The sequence below is a fragment of the Burkholderia sp. LMG 13014 genome, from assembly GCF_905232215.1.
Classification (GTDB): domain Bacteria; phylum Pseudomonadota; class Gammaproteobacteria; order Burkholderiales; family Burkholderiaceae; genus Burkholderia.
The window spans coordinates 1-19,495 of the sequence record NZ_CAJNKE010000016.1 but is presented as its reverse complement, the minus strand read 5'-3'; the positions used below and the strand labels follow the sequence as shown (position 1 = coordinate 19,495).

At 60.3% G+C, this 19,495-nt stretch carries 26 protein-coding genes; 23 read left to right on the top strand and 3 right to left on the bottom strand.

All coding sequences use genetic code 11. The annotated features are described in order from the left end of the window. The first annotated feature begins 934 nt into the window (after window positions 1-934). The 16 genes from JYJ84_RS04235 (at window position 935) to JYJ84_RS04160 (ending at window position 9,971) form a co-directional block, all read left to right on the top strand. Window positions 935-1,321, top strand: coding sequence for a hypothetical protein (locus JYJ84_RS04235; protein ID WP_205183150.1), 387 nt, complete (start codon window positions 935-937; stop codon window positions 1,319-1,321). 311 nt (window positions 1,322-1,632) lie between these two features. Beyond that, entirely contained in the window at window positions 1,633-1,962 is a 330-nt protein-coding gene (locus JYJ84_RS04230) for a hypothetical protein (RefSeq protein WP_175222782.1), read from the top strand. Between the two features lie 62 nt (window positions 1,963-2,024). Next, window positions 2,025-2,315 carry a hypothetical protein gene (locus JYJ84_RS04225; RefSeq protein WP_174958736.1) on the top strand — a complete coding sequence of 97 codons (291 nt, stop codon included), beginning with the start codon at window positions 2,025-2,027 and terminating at the stop codon, window positions 2,313-2,315. 374 nt (window positions 2,316-2,689) lie between these two features. Next, the gene (locus JYJ84_RS04220) at window positions 2,690-3,160 is read left to right on the top strand and encodes a DUF4304 domain-containing protein (RefSeq protein WP_175222781.1); all 471 of its coding nucleotides are present in this window, start codon (window positions 2,690-2,692) and stop codon (window positions 3,158-3,160) included. Window positions 3,161-3,398: 238 nt separating this feature from the next. Next, window positions 3,399-3,941 (top strand): SMI1/KNR4 family protein, encoded by a 543-nt coding sequence (locus JYJ84_RS04215; protein WP_175222780.1) that lies wholly within the window; start codon window positions 3,399-3,401, stop codon window positions 3,939-3,941. A gap of 73 nt (window positions 3,942-4,014) precedes the next feature. Beyond that, window positions 4,015-4,599 (top strand): hypothetical protein, encoded by a 585-nt coding sequence (locus JYJ84_RS04210; RefSeq protein ID WP_175222779.1) that lies wholly within the window; start codon window positions 4,015-4,017, stop codon window positions 4,597-4,599. Further along, the gene (locus tag JYJ84_RS04205; RefSeq protein ID WP_175222778.1) at window positions 4,599-4,952 is read left to right on the top strand and encodes a hypothetical protein; all 354 of its coding nucleotides are present in this window, start codon (window positions 4,599-4,601) and stop codon (window positions 4,950-4,952) included. Before JYJ84_RS04210 ends, JYJ84_RS04205 begins: the two co-directional genes overlap by 1 nt. 270 nt (window positions 4,953-5,222) lie before the next feature. Further along, entirely contained in the window at window positions 5,223-5,540 is a 318-nt protein-coding gene (locus JYJ84_RS04200; protein ID WP_175222777.1) for a hypothetical protein, read from the top strand. Between the two features lie 24 nt (window positions 5,541-5,564). Then, on the top strand, window positions 5,565-6,065 hold the full coding sequence (locus JYJ84_RS04195) for a hypothetical protein (RefSeq protein ID WP_122944318.1): 501 nt from the start codon (window positions 5,565-5,567) through the stop codon (window positions 6,063-6,065). 125 nt (window positions 6,066-6,190) lie between these two features. Then, window positions 6,191-6,799 carry an ankyrin repeat domain-containing protein gene (locus JYJ84_RS04190; protein WP_175222776.1) on the top strand — a complete coding sequence of 203 codons (609 nt, stop codon included), beginning with the start codon at window positions 6,191-6,193 and terminating at the stop codon, window positions 6,797-6,799. Window positions 6,800-7,265: 466 nt separating this feature from the next. Beyond that, window positions 7,266-7,505 (top strand): hypothetical protein, encoded by a 240-nt coding sequence (locus JYJ84_RS37610; RefSeq protein ID WP_240201829.1) that lies wholly within the window; start codon window positions 7,266-7,268, stop codon window positions 7,503-7,505. Between the two features lie 117 nt (window positions 7,506-7,622). Then, entirely contained in the window at window positions 7,623-7,937 is a 315-nt protein-coding gene (locus tag JYJ84_RS04180) for a hypothetical protein (protein WP_175222775.1), read from the top strand. An 80-nt stretch (window positions 7,938-8,017) separates the two neighbouring features. Beyond that, on the top strand, window positions 8,018-8,422 hold the full coding sequence (locus tag JYJ84_RS04175) for an Imm1 family immunity protein (RefSeq protein ID WP_175222774.1): 405 nt from the start codon (window positions 8,018-8,020) through the stop codon (window positions 8,420-8,422). Window positions 8,423-8,464: 42 nt separating this feature from the next. Beyond that, window positions 8,465-8,905, top strand: a complete 441-nt coding sequence (locus JYJ84_RS04170) for an SMI1/KNR4 family protein (RefSeq protein ID WP_175222773.1) — start codon at window positions 8,465-8,467, stop codon at window positions 8,903-8,905. A 2-nt stretch (window positions 8,906-8,907) separates the two neighbouring features. Beyond that, window positions 8,908-9,267: a hypothetical protein gene (locus JYJ84_RS04165; RefSeq protein ID WP_175222772.1), complete on the top strand. Its 360-nt coding sequence runs from the start codon at window positions 8,908-8,910 to the stop codon at window positions 9,265-9,267. Then, a complete protein-coding gene (locus JYJ84_RS04160; RefSeq protein WP_174958766.1) occupies window positions 9,264-9,971 on the top strand; it encodes a hypothetical protein in 708 nt (235 codons plus the stop codon). Before JYJ84_RS04165 ends, JYJ84_RS04160 begins: the two co-directional genes overlap by 4 nt. A gap of 82 nt (window positions 9,972-10,053) precedes the next feature. Here JYJ84_RS04160 and icmH read toward each other — a convergent pair whose 3' ends face one another. From icmH to tssJ, 3 genes are all read right to left on the bottom strand, one after another. After that, a complete protein-coding gene (icmH, locus tag JYJ84_RS04155) occupies window positions 10,054-10,836 on the bottom strand; it encodes a type IVB secretion system protein IcmH/DotU (protein WP_122944327.1) in 783 nt (260 codons plus the stop codon). Then, window positions 10,833-12,179 (bottom strand): type VI secretion system baseplate subunit TssK, encoded by a 1,347-nt coding sequence (tssK, locus tag JYJ84_RS04150; RefSeq protein WP_122944328.1) that lies wholly within the window; start codon window positions 12,177-12,179, stop codon window positions 10,833-10,835. Before tssK ends, icmH begins: the two co-directional genes overlap by 4 nt. Window positions 12,180-12,282: 103 nt before the next feature. Then, window positions 12,283-12,894, bottom strand: coding sequence for a type VI secretion system lipoprotein TssJ (tssJ, locus tag JYJ84_RS04145; protein WP_122944329.1), 612 nt, complete (start codon window positions 12,892-12,894; stop codon window positions 12,283-12,285). A gap of 373 nt (window positions 12,895-13,267) precedes the next feature. Here tssJ and JYJ84_RS04140 point away from each other — a divergent pair, with 373 nt between their 5' ends. From JYJ84_RS04140 to JYJ84_RS04110, 7 genes are all read left to right on the top strand, one after another. Next, on the top strand, window positions 13,268-13,906 hold the full coding sequence (locus JYJ84_RS04140) for a M48 family metallopeptidase (protein ID WP_122944330.1): 639 nt from the start codon (window positions 13,268-13,270) through the stop codon (window positions 13,904-13,906). 45 nt (window positions 13,907-13,951) lie between these two features. Beyond that, window positions 13,952-14,467, top strand: a complete 516-nt coding sequence (gene tssB / locus JYJ84_RS04135) for a type VI secretion system contractile sheath small subunit (protein WP_043191648.1) — start codon at window positions 13,952-13,954, stop codon at window positions 14,465-14,467. A 15-nt stretch (window positions 14,468-14,482) separates the two neighbouring features. Continuing rightward, window positions 14,483-15,973 (top strand): type VI secretion system contractile sheath large subunit, encoded by a 1,491-nt coding sequence (tssC, locus tag JYJ84_RS04130; RefSeq protein ID WP_175222771.1) that lies wholly within the window; start codon window positions 14,483-14,485, stop codon window positions 15,971-15,973. Window positions 15,974-16,043: 70 nt separating this feature from the next. Beyond that, window positions 16,044-16,547, top strand: a complete 504-nt coding sequence (locus tag JYJ84_RS04125) for a type VI secretion system tube protein Hcp (protein WP_006477093.1) — start codon at window positions 16,044-16,046, stop codon at window positions 16,545-16,547. 63 nt (window positions 16,548-16,610) lie between these two features. After that, the gene (tssE, locus tag JYJ84_RS04120; protein ID WP_043191646.1) at window positions 16,611-17,096 is read left to right on the top strand and encodes a type VI secretion system baseplate subunit TssE; all 486 of its coding nucleotides are present in this window, start codon (window positions 16,611-16,613) and stop codon (window positions 17,094-17,096) included. A gap of 77 nt (window positions 17,097-17,173) precedes the next feature. Beyond that, complete coding sequence (gene tssF / locus JYJ84_RS04115) at window positions 17,174-19,009, top strand: type VI secretion system baseplate subunit TssF (RefSeq protein ID WP_174958769.1); 1,836 nt, start codon at window positions 17,174-17,176, stop codon at window positions 19,007-19,009. Next, window positions 18,973-19,495 (top strand): type VI secretion system baseplate subunit TssG (locus JYJ84_RS04110; RefSeq protein WP_205189121.1); only part of this gene is annotated, 523 nt, incomplete at its 3' end. The genes tssF and JYJ84_RS04110, both read left to right, overlap by 37 nt.

Below are 19,495 nucleotides of genomic sequence, written 5' to 3'. Positions count from 1 at the left end.
ATGCAGTTCCTGGGCCTGCGGTAAGAGCATCCCCATCACTGGGCCCTCCAATGTACGAGGCCGCGATTTCAAGACGTCCGTAGTTTTTGGTTTAAACGGAGGCACTCAAGCCTCAGTGGACGTCCGCCACGAAAATGGAGAAAAGGTAAATGGGCATCCAAAAGACAAGGAGACCCCATGATTCACATTTTGACTGGGAGAGGTTTTCACGCTTCGTGATCGATTCGTATGGGAATTTTGAGTCGCCGAATTACTCTTTTGTAAAATCGCATTTTTCGTTGGCAAAATACCCTGACGTGATTCGGTTTCTTGAGGGGAGTTATGATTTCTCGGAAGATACGGAACCCAACTCCGACGTGAGTTATGGGTATTTGTTGAAGGGGGGTGCCGACGATTTCGTATTGCGGATGTCGCTTGTTGGTCCGTACTATTATTTGTCGTCATTGTCACGGGATGGAAGTCAAAGACCGCCGAAAATTGATTATCCGACAACCAATTCTATGAGCCCGTTGATAAGGCATATGGAGAGAGTTGGCATGATCTTCACCCCTGTTGACGTGTTGAATAAAAGATTTGCTTTCGGTGGTCAGTGTTCAAGCATCTATTCGATTATTTATTGTTACGGGGATGAGCCATCCTGGATACAAGGTTAGAAGATGTGGCGTCTTTCGTGAGCGCTTGAGGCAGCTGGTCATTTTAGAAAAAATTGAACTGAACGATGAGCTGGCGGGTGATTGCCATCGGCGCGCTGTAGACTATTTTGTCGAGATAGGAGGATGCTCCGCGAGCGCTGCGCTCTCCGTGCGATTGACGCGGCTATCTCACGAAATCGGGGCGGAGCTCTATGTTGCAACACAGTCGCAGTGTTAGAAATGTGCAGGTGGCGCATATGCAGCGAAGCGTCGAGCCAATGGTTCAACTACGAGGTGCTGGTGTGAGTAAGTGGGTTGATGAAGACATGATCCTCGAGATATCAAAGATATGCGAATGTTTATCGGGAAATAATTTCGAAAAATTGGTTTCGGATGGAAATTTTGATGCCAATGAGTCGGAGGGCGTTAAGCGGAATATTCTGGAGTATCTATGTGGGGATGTTCTGGATGAGCGCGCTCTAAAAAGGATTGGCATTCCGGGGCGCGACTACATCGTTGGTCATGCGCAATTGTATGAAATTGCCCCTGGCGCACCATCGGAATTCAGTAAGAGAATTCAACTTGACTTGATCGTAGATGGCATTGAGAGCGATCTTACTCTTGTTATGCACGCATACAAGCGGAGTGAAGGAGGGGTAGTTCACATCTATGATGCTTACACGTTGTAGCGTGAGCGCGATATTGCGATACAAGTGGGAGCGCGCGTTTCTGGCCGCTCGTTCCGGATGAGAGCGTGCGATCGCTCAATTGGTGCGAAGCGACGCAGCCGCGTTTCGATTGGCCCGCGTCGGGCATAAACAGGCGACAACTGTCGACCGATCTCACGGGTGCGGAATTGGCATGATTGGGGCTAGCGACGCGAACACGAGCGCGACAGCAACCGAGCGTGTGCGGCCGCTGCGTCGTCGGTACCGGGCGGCTATGCGCCGGACAGCGGGACGAGGCTCACTCCAGATGAGAATTTCCGAGGAGTCGAGAAATGAAAAGCGGTGAGATTTTTGTCGCGGATGCGCAGATTCAATCGTTTTCTTATCAAGATGGACGATTGACAGTGCTTATACGGGCTGATGGCGGAATGTTTGAAGTTATCTTCCGTAATGTCCTTGGCGTGAAGGCTGTTTCCCCGGAAGGGCAAGATCTGTCGCATTTGGCCGAGCGCAAGGAGGGGAGTTACCTTTTTGCCCTATGTGAAACCGCGGAGGAACTGGCCAATGATTTCAGGGAGTTCAGCTTTGTCTCGGCTTGGACCGATGAGCCGCTATTAACCGTAGTCGCTGTTGATGTTCAGGTTTCCAGGGCGTTGACTTAGACAGGAAGGCCCTCGCTTGCGCGTGAGACGCGCAACGTGAGAATCTCATATTGGAGAGCAAGGTGAATGAGGTTGACGTAAAGTGGGTTGTCTTCTCTTCCTTCATCGGATCGGTGCGTGAAGGGGTGCGTGCGATTGCATACGATTTCGACTCGGATCTGATCGAGATATATGTCTATCTGGCTAGAGAGCCTGACGAAGAGGATGGTGAGATTGTGGATGCCGCGATTACAGAAATCATGGCATCCTGCCCGCAATTCAATCGGCAGAAAATAGAGATGTCAAAGAGCAGTGAGCCAATCGGGAAATTGCGATCATATAAGGGATGGATTTTTGCGCGATATGAAGGATAGTAGGTGTCTGTGTGAGAAGCAGATTTCATGTGGTGTTCAGGATTGTGCTTGATGCGAACCGTTCTCGTGCCTGTCCGTCTTTTCTCGCTCGCAGTAACCTCATGCGCCTGCAATTTCCGACTGAGAGCAGCAGCAGCCCCTGGCCTGGTTCATCCGAAGCGCTTCAAATCCGACGGGTCGAGCTTCCCGCTTCCGGCGAACTGGCGGATCACGGCAAACGATCCGCTTGGGGACACCGATGGTCGAGGAGGGAGTATCCAGGCTGACAAAGCCGCGTTCGAAGGACTGAATCTGGACGTCGTTGTTCAGGTGTTGCGAACCACGATCGCACCGTCTTTCGATTGTGCTGCGCAGTCTCTTTGGACGAGCGGGAAATGAAAGAGGCTGAACTTTCAACGGGAAAGGTGTTTGGGCAAGCGGCTAAGGCTGCCGGATTTCATGGGGCTGGGGTGACTCGTTTTATCGAGTTGACACATCTCTGGCTCGTGGTTAATCACCAAAAATCATCCTACAGCAAATTATTCTATGTGAATGTTGGAATGCTTTATAAGGAGCTGCTGCGGGTGGATTTTGGTGAATCTGAAATAAGGATGGCATTTAAACAGGGCGCCTCGGTGTGGCCGCACGTTGATTTTAGATTGGATAGTTGTCCGGGCGTTCGAGAGGATTTCCAGGTCGAGCTGGATAAGTGTGTTGCAGGGCGTGATGCACAGGGCTTGGAGGGAATTTTGTCCGATGCTTTTTCGAAGCTTGCAGCGTTTGTTGAGACAAGTGGTGATCGAAAATCGATAAGGCGACTCGTGAGTGAGAAGAAGCTCGCTGCGATGGTGTTGAAGGAGGTGTAGTTGCGAGGTGTGGCCTGAGTTCTCGCGAGGTCGTTGCGATTTGGTTGCATTTGCTCGTCGTCATCGCGTCAGCTACAACCGGGTTCATTGTGTCGGCCATCTCTTACCATGCGTTGACTACAGACCGGTTCGTTGATGTTGAGATGAACAATTGTGGGACAAGCAATATGGAGATGGGTGAGTCTGGTAACCACCAATAAAAATTCAGCGAAGCAGTCCGCGGGGCAAGGAGGGATAAATGAGCATTCAGTTTAAGCGTCTCGGTATGAGTGAGGCCGAGATTGATCAGGAGGAACGCGATTCGAAACGAAGATTCAAGGCATCTCGAAGGAGTGAGATGATTGCTGTCTATCACGCGCCGCTTCCATCTGCGGCTGAACTCGATCAACTTGAGCATCAAATTGGCGCTAGTTTGCCGCTTGAATACCGGCAGTTTCTCGAGGCGTTCAATGGGGGAGAGCCGTCCGGGAATTTGCTTTGGAGTGGCGATCGGGAGAAGGTGGTTAATTATTTATTTTCATCGACGGCGCCGCGTAGCTCCACTTTCTCTATCATGAAAAACATGGAGATTTACAGGAAGAGATTTCCGAGCGAGTTGATTTGTATTGGATCTGCGGGAGGTGGGGATCTAATCTTGCTGTCGGTCAAGAGGGATAAGGTTGGTGGAGTTTATTACTGGAGTCACGGTCTTGAGTCGGAGTCGGATGGGAGCGGGTATTGGGATAATGTTGAGCTTGTGTCTGATTCGTTGAGCCATTTCTTTGATATGCTTCACGATTGATTTTAATTTGTGCCTCTGATCCGAGCAGAGGCTCGCGTGTGTAAAACAAGAAAATCGACTGATAGGGCCGCCCATGCGAATCGTCGCCGTACCTTTTGTCCTCCTCTTGGTTGTGTCGACGTCATACGCCGACGATTTCCAGCCGAGAGCGGCAGCAGCCCCTGACCTGGCTCATCCGAAGCGCTTCCAATCCAACGGTTTGAGCTTCCAGCTCCCGGCGGACTGGCGGATCACGGCAAACGACGCGCTCCAGGACACCGAAGGGCGGGGAGTCAGTATCCAGGCTGACAAAGCCGCATTCGAAGTACTGAATCTGGACGTCGTTGTTCAGGTGGTGCGGACCAAGGTCGCAGCTTCTTTCGAAGGTACGGCGCAGTATCTCTACAAGAGCGAGGTGGACGACAACGCGGCGCAGTACACGCAGCCGAACTTTGCCCCGTTCATGTTGGATAACAAATATCCGGCGCTCGCTTCACGCTATACGCACAAGATCTTCAATCAAGACGAGCTCTACGCGCATCGTCTCGATCTCGTTACAAGCAAGGTCTGCGGCAACGGGTGGACCTGCGTAATCTTGTCGTCCGGATTGGCGGCAAACGAAAGCGCCGCCAAGCAAGGCATGGCCAGGATCTACGAAACGATCCGCTACGAACCCTGATGTCGACCTTGGTGACGATCCACTATTCCTCTCTCGACGCCGCGTTTCAGGCACACCCGGTCAGGATCGCGGATTGGGGGTACATCCGCTGTCGGGAAGCAGACCTGACCCCATTCGGCGTGGTGTTTTTCGACGACGTCGAGGATCCCGGAGCCTGTCGACGTGCGGCATTTGCGGCGGAAGGCGGCGGTCTGATCGTGTTGACCATTTACGCTGCCGCGGTGGGAGACGCCGTCTTGTTTGCGTCCGACAGACGCATCGATTCCGCACGGCATTGGCGTGACGGGGTGCCGGACGCCTTCGCGCACTGGCTTGACGCGTTTGACTTCGTGTATTTCGGGGCGCCGACATAAGCTTCCTTTGGTCGATGCATTCGGTCCGTCGCATCATCCTCGCCGCAGGCTTCGTCAAGCGCGGCATTCGACCGTGAGCAACTCAACCGGCAACAACGGCCGGTGTGATCTCGCGGGTACGAAATGGGCATAATTACGGTTCGCTGCACGAACGCGACAGACAGTAACCGCGCGCATTCGGCCGTTACGCAACAGGGGGCGGAGCAGGAGGCGATTCGCCACCTCGTTCCAGCCCTAGACGCATTTGCCCCAGCTACAACCGCACCACCCATGTTGACCACTTCCGTGACCGAAGCATCGCTGAAACATATCCTCGAGCGCCCTGGCGACTTCGCAGGATGGCTCTACTTGCCGCCCATGCCATGGACGCTCGATACCGAAGGCGTGTTCTTTGAAGACACCCAGGATGCGGAGGACGACGCTGCCCCTGCTGCCGCGAATCAACCCGGTTGGCGGATCACGTTGGACAGCGCGACGATCGAGGACATCGTGATCAACGCCCACGATCAAGTCGACGAACCAAGCGTGGCGCAGTTGCTCGATGCGTTCGTTTTTTACGTCGAGAACGACGCGTTCATCCTGTTCTGATGACATGGTCTGCCACAAGTCGCGATGAAATCCTGGCATGACGTGCTGATTGCAGCCGATCCGCTCGTACGATTTCTCGAGCAGGACGCATTTTTTGGTGCCGCCTATCGCGGCGATCCAGTGACGCATCACGTTGTCCGGGATGCTGCGATCGCACGTCACTTCGCGACCGATGATTCGTTCGACGACTTCGACGAATGGGAGTCGGTCAGTGACGCTGAGGAGGTGTTTCCCGCTGGCTTCGAATGGAGCCGCCAGATTGCATCCCGGTTGATGAAGAATCGGCACTGGGGCATCGAGGGCAAGCACTTCAACGGGGCAGATCTCAAGTGGACGAATGCGGTGTCGTGTCCGCTGATCGAATTGATGATCAGGGATATCGGCATTCTGTTTCAGTGCTACGCCAACGACTGCTTCCCGCCGATTTGGGACAGCATTCTGCATGCCTATCTCGACGGCGGTTTCCCGTGTGGATGGGATGGCCGGCATCCCGAGGGCAGGTTGGTCGTGTTTTCGAATGCCTAGCCGGTGCGGAGGGCGCCTGCGGCCCAAATGCAGTCATGCGATGCAGTACGCGTGAGACCGCGCCGACACCTACCATCGACTGGAGCACGACGCGACGCGGGTCGAGAACTAGAGGGTGACCGAGTATGAATGCAGAATTCCTTGTTGATATTTTCGAGGCGGCCGGTGCGTTCTCGGAAGGTGACCTGGCTCCGATTCAGCGGCTGCTGCCCAACATTGCAAGACAGGATGTGCTCGAGGGCATGCCCATCCTGTTCCAGGTCGCAAGAAGTCGAGCGATCTTCGATTTTCTCGACGGCAACCACGTGAATTTCCTGCAGAGGAACGAGCGCACCGGAGATACGTTTCTGCATTGTGCGACGCTGGATCGCGATGCGGCGCTCTTCGAGCAAGCGGTGGCGTGGTATGCGGCGCGGAGCCTGCTGGACGAGCCGAACCGCAGCGGCATCACGGCGCTATCGGCGGCGTTGAAATTCGGATTGATCGCGCGAGCGGAGAAACTGATCGACGCCGGTGCCGACATGTCGACGGTGGCGGCAAACGGTCTCACACCGATCCGGCAGGCGCTCTATTGTCTCGACGGGGAAGACGCCGCGATATCGGGGCTGAATGTGCTGTTGCGCAGAGGGGTGGCGGTGAGCCGCGATGAGGCGCTTCATTTGAAGCAATCCGCGTCCGATCTCGGCAGGAACGAGGTCGGGAAGTGGCTCGATGGACACCTGAAATTCGACTGATGGCGTCGTCGATCTCCGGGATCGAGGATTCACGCAGATGCTGGCAGGCGGCAGACAGGGAGACGCGACGCCGGCATCGTTCACAAGCGCTTCGGCAACGCGCAAGGTCAACGGGAGGCACGATATGCCCAATCGGGATCTGAATCGGTTCATCGCCCGGATTCGCGGCACGGTGGACGCACGCGCAAGCATCGGTGTACGTGCTCCCGATCATCCGGCACACGCGAGATCCGTCTCGGTCAGCGCTGAAATTGCCGCATAGTTCAACGCGCTCGACGACGTCGATCTGTCGATCCCCTGGACCGCTGACGACCTCCTGTTATACGGCAACCCGGCGAGCCTCGCGATCGGCCAGACCGGCTATCGCATCGACGCATCGGGCCGGCGGCTGTCCGGATGGCACGACGACTGGATCGTGTTGGGTCAGATGGGCGGCGATCCTGTTATCGTCGTGCCGGAAGGCGAGGTGCTGTTCGACCGCCACGGCGCGGGCGCCTGGACCCCATTGCGCGTCGCGCCATCCCTCACGCATTTCGCGCACGCGCTATGGATCTGGTGCGATCTGTATGTCGGAAAGCATGCACGCGATATCGTCGACGACACGGATGAAATCCGGCCGGCATTCCTTGCGGAAGTCCGGTCGCGGATAAGCGACGCGCTGCCGGATGCCGAAGCGGCGGTTTTCATGGAGATGGTCGCTGGGTGAATGCGGGCGAGTCGTGTGATGAGATTGGACGGTCACGACACGGATGACCTGGCAGACGCTTGCGCACGATTCGCGCGCCGGTGTGTAACGAACCACAGTGATGAGGAGCCGCCGACAATGAACGAGACCCGTGCTTGGCCCAGTGGCAATGGCAAGCCTGTCTGCATGCTCCGATTCGACCATGCTGAATGCGCGGCGTTGACCGGGATTCCGTTCGAGAAGGGTGTCGACGATCTGGACGAATACTTTGCAGGCGTTCTGGTCGACGACAGGGTCGGGCCGATGCAGTTCATGTATTACCTCAATGCGCCGATAAAAGGCGTGGTCGTCAGCGTCGATTCGTGGGTGAAGACCGCGCATGCGGTAGAAGTCGTGAAGACGCGGTTCGGTTTGGCCGCGTCCGATCTCTACTGGGTGACGAGTATTGAGTAACGGATCAGGTCGAGCGTAAAGCGCCGAACGTCGCTCGGACAACGTAACCCGTCCGTTTGAGCAAGGGCGAAGGACATCGAATGCGAACCACGAAAGTGATCGAAGAAGCGTATATCGGCAGCCGTTCGCACGTGACGGAAGCGCACTGCGACAGCGTTGCGCAAGCCATCACCGCAGTCGAAAGGCTGAACGGGAGCGATCGCTCGTCTGTCGCATTCGAGACGAGCGATGCAATGGTGATGTCGATAGGTGGCGGCAGCGACGACCGGTATGTCGTGTTCATTGCGTCGCACGTCGACGCCGCGTTGCTGAATCTGACGACGCCCACCGCGCCGGCTGGCGAAACGATCGAACTGGTCACGGGTGGCCAGCGCGGCAGCTATCGGGCGCGAGACTGCGTGGATCGCGCGACGGCCGTGCAAGCAGCGATTTATTTCGTCTCGAGCGGTGGCGCCGATCCCGCGCTATGTTGGCAACCCGGCTGATACGCCGATACAGACGCGGCGAGCGTTGAGGCAGACCGATCGATGACCCGAACAGCAACCATCGGTACGACCACGGCGGAAATCGAAGCGGCCGAAGCAGCGCTCGGCCGTGCGTTGCCGCGCGCGTTCGCGGCATGGCTGCTGCTCAACAATGGCCGGTCGCTCGGCGGATTGCCCGTGTTCCCCGTCTTCGATGCGCGCAATCCGCGCAAGACTTGGAATTCGATCGTTCGGCACTACAACGAGGGTTGGCGCGAGTGGCGAGACAACTTCGACCACACGGATGCCGATTTCTCGACCCTGTTGCCGTTTGCCGAGTTCGGGACGGGTGACTACTATTGCTTCGATTACGACCGGATCGATGCGTCGCTGGAGCCGGCCATCGTCCTCTGGTCGCACGAGACGGGCGAGACGGCACACGTGGCCGACGATTTCGCCACCTTTCTGTCGATGCGAGGCCATGCGGGAGCAGGAGCGAATTGAACGTGACCGATGATCCCGTTGCGATGCGTGAGCGCCAGGAGGCGGTGTGTGCGCGATACGGTCTGCGAGCAGCCGAACCTGAGGACATGGTTGCCGTCGCCATGTCGACGCTCGGGAAAACGCCTGTCTACGGCACACGCGTGAGGCTGTCCGAAGGTCACAACATCGGCTGGTTTTTTCATTGCGGCGAATACTCGGATGCGGACGATTTTTATCAGCCGCTGCATGTCGCGCATCTGTCTACATTCCTGCCGCTGGTCCTGCCTTATCTGATGCTGCCGGCCGGCGCGCGTTTCATCATCGACGCCACCGGTTACGAGGACATCTGGATGGATCTGCCTGACCACGAGGCGTCACGGTGAGTGCTCGGCAAACCTTCCGCAAGGCATTGATGCTGCTCGATCGCGGCATGACGGATCGCGGCGAAGCTGCGCTGTGTCTGGCGCTGACCGAGGCCGAGCGGGAAGGCGATCGCGTTGCGCTCGTGCAGTCGCTCGTCGCACTCGGGGAGTTGTGGTGCGAAACGTCACGCGGCGTATCGGCACGGCCGTTCCTGGAGCGGGCGCTTGCGGCGGCAAGCGACGTGGATGCCGACCTGCTGGCGTGCGAGCGTGACAAGGCCGAGCAATGGCTGGCGCGTATCGAATGCGAGCGCATCGGATTGCAGATTCGCGGCCCGGAAGATTTCAAGAACAGAACCTTCACGCTTGCCGAGTTCATCGCCGTCGTCCGTGCGAAGGCCGAACGGCGGGAGCGCTACGATCCCGCCTGGCTATACGATGTTTACGGAAACGACGGCGACGCAGCGCTGCACCCGCAACAGACGATTTACATCGGCGATACGGTACAGGTCGACGACGAGGATCGCGAGTTCTACCCTGAAAGGGTCACCGAGCTGGGTTACGTATTCCAGTTCTCGTGCGAGCATTTTCAGGACGTCGTCGATCTCGCCTATCGCCAGAAGCCGGACGCATCGATCGAGGACGTCGTCCGCTGCCTCAACCATTTCGATCGCCACGACGACTTCCTCGATCTGGGCCCGAACGGCATGCGGTCGCGAGCATGACTGAACGGCATGCCGCAATAAAAAAGGACCGCTCGGCGGTCCTTTTTCTTATCGTGAAGCGACGCGCAAAAAACGACGCCCCTCAAGGCAACGAAATCGTCAGATTTGCCGATTCCGGCCCGACCTTGATCACTTGCGAATAAGGCGCCAGCGCCTGCAGTGTCTTGTCCTTCAGATACGTGTTGAGCCCGAGATAGCCGAGCAGCGCAACCAGCGCGAACACCGCCCCGATCGCCCAAACCGGCACCTCGCGCTTCAATCGGTGCGCGATCTGGTCCGGCAGCGGCCAATGCGGCGCGAACGGCGCCCGCTTGCCCTTCATATGCGCGATCTCGTCCCCCAGCCGCGCGGTGAGGTACGCCAGCTTCTCCGGCCCTTCGAGCAGATACTTGCCCTGGAATCCGAGCAGCAGGCACATATGAAACACCTCGAGCGACTGCAGCCGCGCCGCACCCTGCGCGCGGCATTCCTCGAGATACTGGAAGAACTTCTCGCCCGCGAGCTGCTCGCCGAACAGCACGAGCTGCAGCGGCCGGCGCTCCCAGTCCGTACGGATCTTGAACTGCGACGACAGCACCATCTCGTCGATGGCCGCGCAGAACGCGAACTTCGCGCTGTACACATCTTCAGCCGCGATATTCAGCTTTTTCGCGCCGCGCTCGAAGTCCGACAGGAATTCCTGGATCCGCGTGCTGAACTCGCCCGCGTTCTCCGGCTCCCGCCCGTTCTTGAGCAGGAACAGCATGAAGAACCCGTCGTACAGCAGGTCGAGCAACGAACGGGCCTGGAACGAGGCGTCGGTCGACGCCGGCGTATGCAGCGGTGCCGGCGCGTTGTCGCCGAACAGGGAAGGCGCGTAGCTCATGATGTGACCGCGATCAGTTCGAATTTCAGGTCATTGATGCCAGTCGGCGCGTAGATCATCGCGGACTGGGCCTGCAGCATGCGCTCGTACAGCGCGCCGCGCGAATCGAGCGCGAAGTAGCAGGCGCCCGGGCGCACCGGAATCGCGGGCGGCACCTGCGGCGTGTACGAGAGCCGCACGCCGGGCATGGCCGACAGCACGAGCTTGTCGACGTCGTCGGGCGCGCCGACCTTGAAGCGGGCCGGCACGGCATCGACGAGCTCGACGCTCGGCATGTCCGCGGACACCGCGAGGTAGAACTCGGTCTTGTCGTCGATCTTGCCCGAATCGAGGCGGCCGAGGTGGAACGACGGCCGCACTTCGTCGAGCGTGATCGCGAAGTAGCGCGTCGAGATCACGGTGTCGAGCAGTTCGCGCAGCATCAGGTCGAGACGCGCAAAGCTCGGGCCCGGATCGTCGTGGCGGTACACCGGCAGGTCGGCGAGCGTATAGCCCTTCGAGAACGTCATCAGCTGGCCCGCGAGGCGCAGCAGTTCCTGGAACAGCCGCTCCGGATGCAGCGCCGAATGCTGGTGCAGGTGCGCGAGCGTCGCGAACGCGGCGTTGGCGGTGTGCAGCAGCCAGAACGACGCGATGTCGCCCGAGCGGAACTCGATGATGTTCTTCGACGGCTCGCGGTGGAAGCCGTACAGCGCGTTCACCTTCGCCTGCAGCGCGTCGACGAGCTGGCGCAGGCGCTGGTGCAGGATCGGCGACGCGTCGATCGCGAGGCACGGCGGCACGAAGCTGTCGTCGATCTCGAAACCGGACGTCGCGGTGCGGCGCACGCGCACGAGCGGCACCGACAGCAGCTGGTCGCGCGGTTCGCTGTGCGCGATCAGCTTGACCTGCGTCTTCAGGAACGTGATGTCGGCTTCGGCCGCGTCGGTGAAGTTGTCGGCGACGCTCGTCTGCTCGCTGACGAAACGCGTCATGAAGCCGGCGGCCGGATCGTCGCTGTAGTTGGTGGCGTTCTCACGCAGCGGATGCAGCGCGAGATAGAACACGAATTCATTGATGCCGTCAGGCAGCGTGTCCAGCGCGATCGGCGGCGGCAGGTCGTCGGCCTGCGGCGCGGCATACAGCGCGCCGTCCGGGAACACGAGCGCGAGCTCGGCCACCCGCAGCACGTTGCTGCCGAGCGCATCGCGGTCGATGCGTACCGTGCGCACGCCCCAGTTGTACGGCTGGATCGCCTGGATCGATTCGAACAGGCGCGCTTCGTGGTACGCGTCCTGTCGCTGAAAGTGTTGAGGCCGGAGGAACAGCCCTTCCCCCCACAGCACCTTGGCCGAATAACTCATGTCAAATCCGGTTAATGTCGCGTTGCGATGTAATCGATTTGTTCGTGCCCGAATTAAATCGCCAATTGTTAACTCTTGTTAATTGACATTCGTGCGTCATTGTTTAACCGCAGGAGACCGAAGAAAGCAAATTCAGCGGTTGCGAAGGCGCACCCTGTTGCGGTGCGATGACAGTGCCGTCGGTGACCGTCATCGCGCAATTATGCAGGCCGATGATTATGCCGGATTTCTCCGACTTCACCGGATCGAACGTCAGTTTCCATCGTTGCAGTGCGGGATCGCGGAACAGCGCGACGATGCCGAATGCCTGCGCTTCGCGCGAAACCTTCTCGGTCGCCGTGTAGCGCTGGCCCGGAATCAGCGTGATTTCACGCACGTTCAGCAGGTCGGCGCCCAGCGCGGCCTTTTCCTTGGTCGGGTCGGTAAATGCGTCGAACGGCGCCTGCTGGAACGATGTCGGGTCCTTCAGCGTATAGAGCCGCACGACGAGCGCGAGCGGCTTGTTGTCGGTCGCGGCATTCAGGTTCGGCGCGGCGGCGAGCGTGATGCCGAGGTTGCGCGGCGGCTTCTGCGCGTCGGGTACCTCGGGCTTGCCGATGCCGGCCGCGGACATCACGGCGCTCGCGGCCGAGCCGAGCAGCGGGGCGGCCGCGCATCCGGCCAGAAGCGCGCAGGCAACCAATGGCAGCGCAAAGCGAATCATCAACGATCTCATCGTATTTCCGGCGTGCCGCCTTTATCCCTGTCAAATCTGCCGGGTAATTCCGCGCTCGCTGCGTATCCCCGACATTGCACCATTCAACTATTAAGCACGCCCGCGTCGTGGCAAGCGTCCGGAAAATTTTTCCGCCATTCGGGCGGCACGTCGCGCAACCAGTAAAACTTGCCCATTCCGGCTGATGGCAAAATCGCTGCGAGCCCGCAGCGAGAGGCCATTGGAGGGGGTAGCGTCCGGTTTTAAAAGGAATTACTCTTCACACGACGATTGAATTATGAAAAATTGATCGGTACTATACCCGCGCGCTTCTTGCAAAGCAAAAGAACCAGATTCTCAACGATTTAAAACTCACGCGCCGGTGGATATAACGATGAAAGACCGTCTCTTCGCAAAACTGTCTGGGGTAGTAGTGGCTTGCGGCGTGATCGCCGGTTGTGCGAGCCAGCCTCCCGCGCCGCCGACTGCTGAAGTGTTCAACAAGTCGCTGGCCGATGCGGACGCAGTTGCGAAGGCGGGGGACCAGGACAAGGCCCTCGGCCTGTACCAGCAGCTCGCGAAGTCGGATCCGACGCGCGAAGAGCCGTGGTCGCGCATCGCGCAAATCCAGTTCGCCCAGAACCACTACGGTCAGGCCATCGTTGCCGCGCAGGAAGCACTGCAGCGCGACGCGACCGACCGTCAGGCGAAGAGCGTGCTGGCCGTGGCCGGCCTGCGGATCGCGACGCAGTCGCTCGGCGAGCTGCGTCAGGATTCGTCGCTCGCGGGCGATGCGAAGTCCGATGCGCAGGCACTCGCGAAGCAGCTGCGCGATACGCTGGGCGAATCGGCGCTGTTCCCGCCGGAGACGAATGCCCGCCCCGCTGTCCGGACCAAGCGGGTCCGCACGGTCGTGCACAAGAAGGTCAACCCGACGCCAGGCGGTGACACTACCGCTACGGTGACGCCGACGAACACGTCGTCGGGCGGCGGGGCGAAGGGCGGTGACCCGTTCGGTGCACTGCGCAACTGACCGCAAACTGACGCGATAACCACAACTAACCTGGGAGCCGTCGAGATGGCCAAGAAAGAAAGCATTCAGAAAAGCTTGCAGAAAATACGGCCGCCGCGCGTCCAACTGACCTACGAGGTCGAGAAGGGCGACGCGATCGAGGTGAAGGAACTGCCGTTCGTCGTCGGGGTCGTCGGCGATCTGGCGGGCCAGTCCGAAATCGAGCAGCCGAAGCTGCGCGACCGTAAATTCGTCAACATCGATCGCGACAATTTCGACGACGTGATGAAGGCGATCGAGCCGCGTGCCGCGTTCCAGGTGGAAAACCGCCTGAGCCCGGAAGGCGGCAAGTTCGCGGTCGACCTGAAATTCCGTTCGCTGTCGGATTTCAGCCCGGACGAAGTCGTCGAACAGGTCGAGCCGCTGCGCCGCCTGCTCGAGGCGCGCTCGAAGCTCGCCGACCTGCGCAACAAGCTCGCCGGCAACGACAAGCTCGAGGATCTGCTGTCCGATGTGCTGAAGAACACGCAGCAGCTGCAGGAGCTCGCGAAGGGCACGGGCGGCGACAAAGACGGCGAATGACGACGGAGTGTTGAGATGAACCAGCAAACGGCTGTGGCCCAAGCGAGCGGCGCGGACTACGCCGCCGGGACCTCGCTGCTCGACGACATCGTCGAGAAGAGCAAGGTCGCGAAATCCGATTCCGAGCATGCGCGTGCGAAGGACCTGATCGGCGAACTCGTGCACCAGGTGCTCGACGGCACGGTGATCGTGTCGGACAACCTGTCGGCCACGATCGACGCGCGCGTCGCGGAGCTCGACCGCCTGATTTCCACGCAGCTTTCCGCCGTGATGCACGCGCCGGAATTCCAGCGCCTCGAAAGCACGTGGCGCGGGATGGATTATCTGGTCAAGGAAAGCAACACCGGCCAGACGATCAAGATCAAGGCACTGCACGCACCGAAGCGCGACCTCGTGCGCGACTTCAAGGGCGCGAGCGAGTTCGACCAGAGCGCGCTGTTCAAGAAGGTCTACGAAGAAGAGTTCGGCACGTTCGGCGGCTCGCCGTTCGGTGCGCTGATCGGCGATTACGAGATCTCGCGCCAGCCGGAAGACATGTACTTCATCGAGCAGATGTCGCACGTTGCAGCGGCCGCGCATGCGCCGTTCATCGCGTCGGCATCGCCCGAGCTGCTCGGTCTCGAGTCGTTCTCCGACCTCGGCAAGCCGCGCGACCTGGGCAAGGTGTTCGATACGGTCGAATATGCGAAGTGGAAGTCGTTCCGCGACGCCGAAGATTCGCGCTACGTCGGCCTGACGCTGCCGCGCTTCCTCGGCCGCCTGCCGTTCAATCCGAAGGACGGCCAGACCGCGGAGAACTTCAACTTCGTCGAGGACGTCGACGGCACGGACCACGACAAGTACCTGTGGTGCAACGCCGCGTGGGCGTTCGCTGCGCGCCTGACGGCCGCATTCGACGACTTCGGCTGGTGCGCGGCGATCCGCGGCGTCGAAGGCGGCGGCCTTGTCGAGGACCTGCCGACCCACACGTTCAAGACCGACGACGGTGAAGTCGCGCTGAAGTGCCCGACCGAAATCGCGATCACCGATCGCCGCGAGAAGGAGCTGAGCGACCTCGGCTTCATCCCGCTCGTCCATTGCAAGAACTCAGATTACGCCGCGTTCTTCGCTGCGCAGTCGGTGCAAAAGCCCAAGAAATACAGCACCGACAGCGCGAATGCGAACGCCGTCCTGTCCGCCCAGCTTCAGTACATCTTCTCGGTATCGCGCGTCGCGCACTACCTGAAGGCGATGATGCGGGACAAGATCGGCAGCTTCGCATCGGCGCAGAACGTGGAGACTTTCCTCAACCGGTGGATTTCGCAGTACGTCCTGCTCGACGATAACGCCTCGCAGGAACAGAAAGCGCAATTTCCGCTGCGTGAGGCATCCATACAAGTGTCGGAGATTCCGGGCAAGCCGGGCTCGTATCGTTCGGTCGCGTTCCTGCGCCCGCACTTTCAGCTCGACGAACTCTCGATTTCTCTGCGACTTGTCGCTGATCTGCCCAAACCGGCAAATTCATAAGCGAGTAGATCGCCCGGGCGGGCCGCCTGGGTAGGACGTTAAAACCACCTCTTTGGGGAGTCGAAGGGCCATGTTACATATGCACTTGCAGTTTGGTAGTCCCGCGGTGAAGGGCGAATCCGCGGACAAGGACCACCAGGGCTGGATCGAGCTGAAATCGTGGGATCACTCGATCGTTCAACCGCGTTCGGCAACCGCATCGACCGCTGGCGGTCACACGATGACGCGTTGCGAGCACGGCGACATGATTTTCACGAAGGAAATCGATTCGTCGAGCCCGCTGCTGTACCAACACGCTTCGGGCGGCACCACGTTCGACGAGGTGACGGTCCATTTCTCGCGCGCTGACGGTGAAGGCAAGCGCGTGCAGTATCTGGAAGTCAAGCTCAAGTACGTGATCATCTCGAGCATCGCTCCGAGCGTTCGCGAAGAAGGTCTGCCGCTCGAGACGTTCTCGCTGAAGTACGCAGCTGTGCAGTGGAAGCAAACCCAGCAGAAGATCGGCGGCAACCAGGGCGGCAACACGCAAGGCGCCTGGAGTCTGACGAAGAACGACAAGACCTACGCGGTCTAAGGTCGGTTGCGGCAACGGGGCGCGCAGCGTCCCCGTTGCCGTTTTCGCTGTGAACACCGGCCGATGAAACGATTCGAACCCAGTTTTCTCGACAAGCTGTTCGACGACGAACCGCACCTGCCGGCCTCGGCAGCGATGCGGCAATTGTCGCTGGACGAGCTCAAGAACACGGTCGCCCGCGACGTCGAGGCGATTCTCAACACCCGTATCGCCCACACCGAAATCGAGCTGGCCGCGCTGCCGGAATGCCAGAAGTCGGTGCTGACCTACGGGCTGAACGATTTCGCGGGGTTGAGCCTCGCGAGTCACTACGATCGCGCGTTCATCTGCAAGTCGATCCAGCAGGCCATCGCGCGCCACGAGCCGCGGCTGCAGCAGGTGCAGGTGACGTTCGAGCTGAACGAGCAGGCCACCAACGCGCTCTACTTCGCGATCCAGGCGCTGCTCGTCGTGCACCCGGCCGAGGAGCCGGTGAGTTTCGACGCGATGCTGCAGCCGTCGACGCTGCAGTATTCGGTCACGCGCGCACGCGCCGCAAGAATGCAGTAAATCATGCCGCCGAGCGGGCCGGACCGCCCGGTGGTGGATCAGGGTCCGGCAGGAAATATTGAGGTTCGGGGTCGTCGATGGAAGAATTGCTGCCGTATTACGAGCGCGAATTATCGTTTTTGCGGCGCTATTCGCGAGATTTCGCGGAACGCTATCCGAAGATCGCGGCGCGGCTCGCGCTGTCGGGCGAGCATTGCGAGGATCCGCACGTCGAGCGGATGATCGAGTCGTTCGCGCTGCTCGGCGCGCGGATCAACAAGAAGCTCGACGACGATTACCCTGAATTCACCGAAGCGCTGCTGGAAGTGCTGTATCCGCACTACCTGCGGCCGTTCCCGTCGTGCTCGATCGCGCAGTTCACGCCGGCGTCGCCCGGCCAGCAGACCGAACCGGTCGTGATCGATCGCGGCACCGAGCTGAAGAGCCGCCCGATTCGCGGCGTACAGTGCCGGTTCCGCACCGCCTACGACGTGACGCTCGCGCCGATCCGCATCTCGGAAGCCCGCTACACGCCGGTCGCACTCGCGCCGAGCGCGACGGTGCTGCCGTCGAACGCGACGGGCGTGATCTCGATCACCTTCGAATCGCTCGCTGCGCAGCTCGATCTCGGCGCGCTGAAGCTGCCGACGCTGCGCGCGCACCTGCACGGCGAGCAGTCGTTCGTCGCCGCGCTGACCGACTGCCTGTTCGTCAACGTGCTCGGCGCGTATGTCGAGCCCGAACGCAACGGCCGCTGGACCGCGCTGCGCAAGCTGCCGATCGCGCACGCCGGCTTCGACGAGGAAGACGCGCTGATCGACTACCCGGCGAAATCGCATCCCGCGTATCGCCTGCTCACCGAATACTTCGCGTTCCCCGACAAGTTCGATTTCGTCGACTTCGACATCGCGGCGATCGCGCGCGCGACGGGCCGCTGCCAGCGCGCGACGCTGCATCTCGTGCTGCAGGACGTGCGCAGCGATTCGCATGTCGCGCGGCTGCTCGAGCTGCTGACGGCGAGCCACTTCCGGCTGTTCTGCACGCCGATCGTCAACCTGTTCCGCCAGCACGGCGAGCCGATCCGCATCACGCACCGCGCGGTGTCCTACCCGGTGATCGCCGAGGCGCGGCGCGCGTTCGCGTACGAGGTGTATTCGATCGATTCGGTGAAGCTCGTCCGGCAGCAGGCGCACGAGGAATCGGTGATCGAGTTCCGGCCGTTCTATTCGCTGCATCACGGCGAATCGGCGCGGATCGGCCATTACTGGTTCGCGCGCCGCAACGACTGGGTCGCGCAGAAGAGCCCCGGCTACGAAACCGAGATCTCGATCGTCGACATCGATTTCGAGCCGACGTCGCCGCAGACCGACACGCTGAGCCTCGACCTCACCTGCACGAACCGCGACCTGCCGGCGATGCTCGCGTTCGGGCTCGAAGGCGGTGACCTGTTCCAGGAAGGCGGCGCGCAGACGAGCGGCATTTCGCTGCTGCGCCGCCCGACGCAGAGCGTGCGCTTCGAGCGCGGCCGTGCCGCGCACTGGCGGCTCGTGTCGCACCTCGCGCTCAATCACGTGTCGCTGGTCGCGCACGGCCTCGCGCCGCTGAAGGAAATGCTGACGCTGTACGACCTGCGGCGCACCGCCGTGTCGATGCGCCAGATCGACGGCCTCGTCGGCGTCGAGCAGCGCGGCGCCGTGCAGTGGCTGCCCGGCAAGCCGTTCGCGACCTTCGTGCGCGGCATCGAGATCCGCCTGACGATCGACGAGGAGCACTTCGTCGGCGCGAGCCTGGCCTCGTTCGTGCGCGTGCTCGACAGTTTCTTCGGGCTGTACGTCCACCTCAACAGTTTCGTTCAACTAGTCGTCGTGTCGAAGCGCACCGGCGAGGAGATCATCCGATGCAAGCCCCGGACCGGCGAATCGATCCTGGCGTAGTCGACGCGCTGCTCGACGAACCGCACCGCTTCGAGTTCTTTCAGGCGGTGCGCGTGCTCGAAGGGCTGTTCGCGCGGCAGGCGTCGGACGCGCCCGGCGCGTGGCGGCAGGGCGACGTGGTCGCGCAGCGCATCGAATTCCGCAACACGCTGTCGCTCGGTTTTCCGCCGAGCGAAATCGAAGGCGCGCGCTCGTTCGACGACGACGGCACCCAGCTCAAGACGGGCGAGGCGCGCGGCGCCGCGCTCGCGGCCGGCGAGCTGGGCCACGTCGAGCTGACGCCCGCGTTCTTCGGGTTGCTCGGCGCGCAGGGCGCGCTGCCGCTGCATTACACCGAACAGATCGTCGCGCGCGAGCACCTGAAGCGCGACCATGCGGCGCGCGCATTCTTCGACGTGTTCTCGAACCGCGCGACCGCGCTGTTCTATGCCGCGTGGAAGAAATACCGGCTGCCGTTCCATTACGAGCTCGACCGCGACGAGCGCT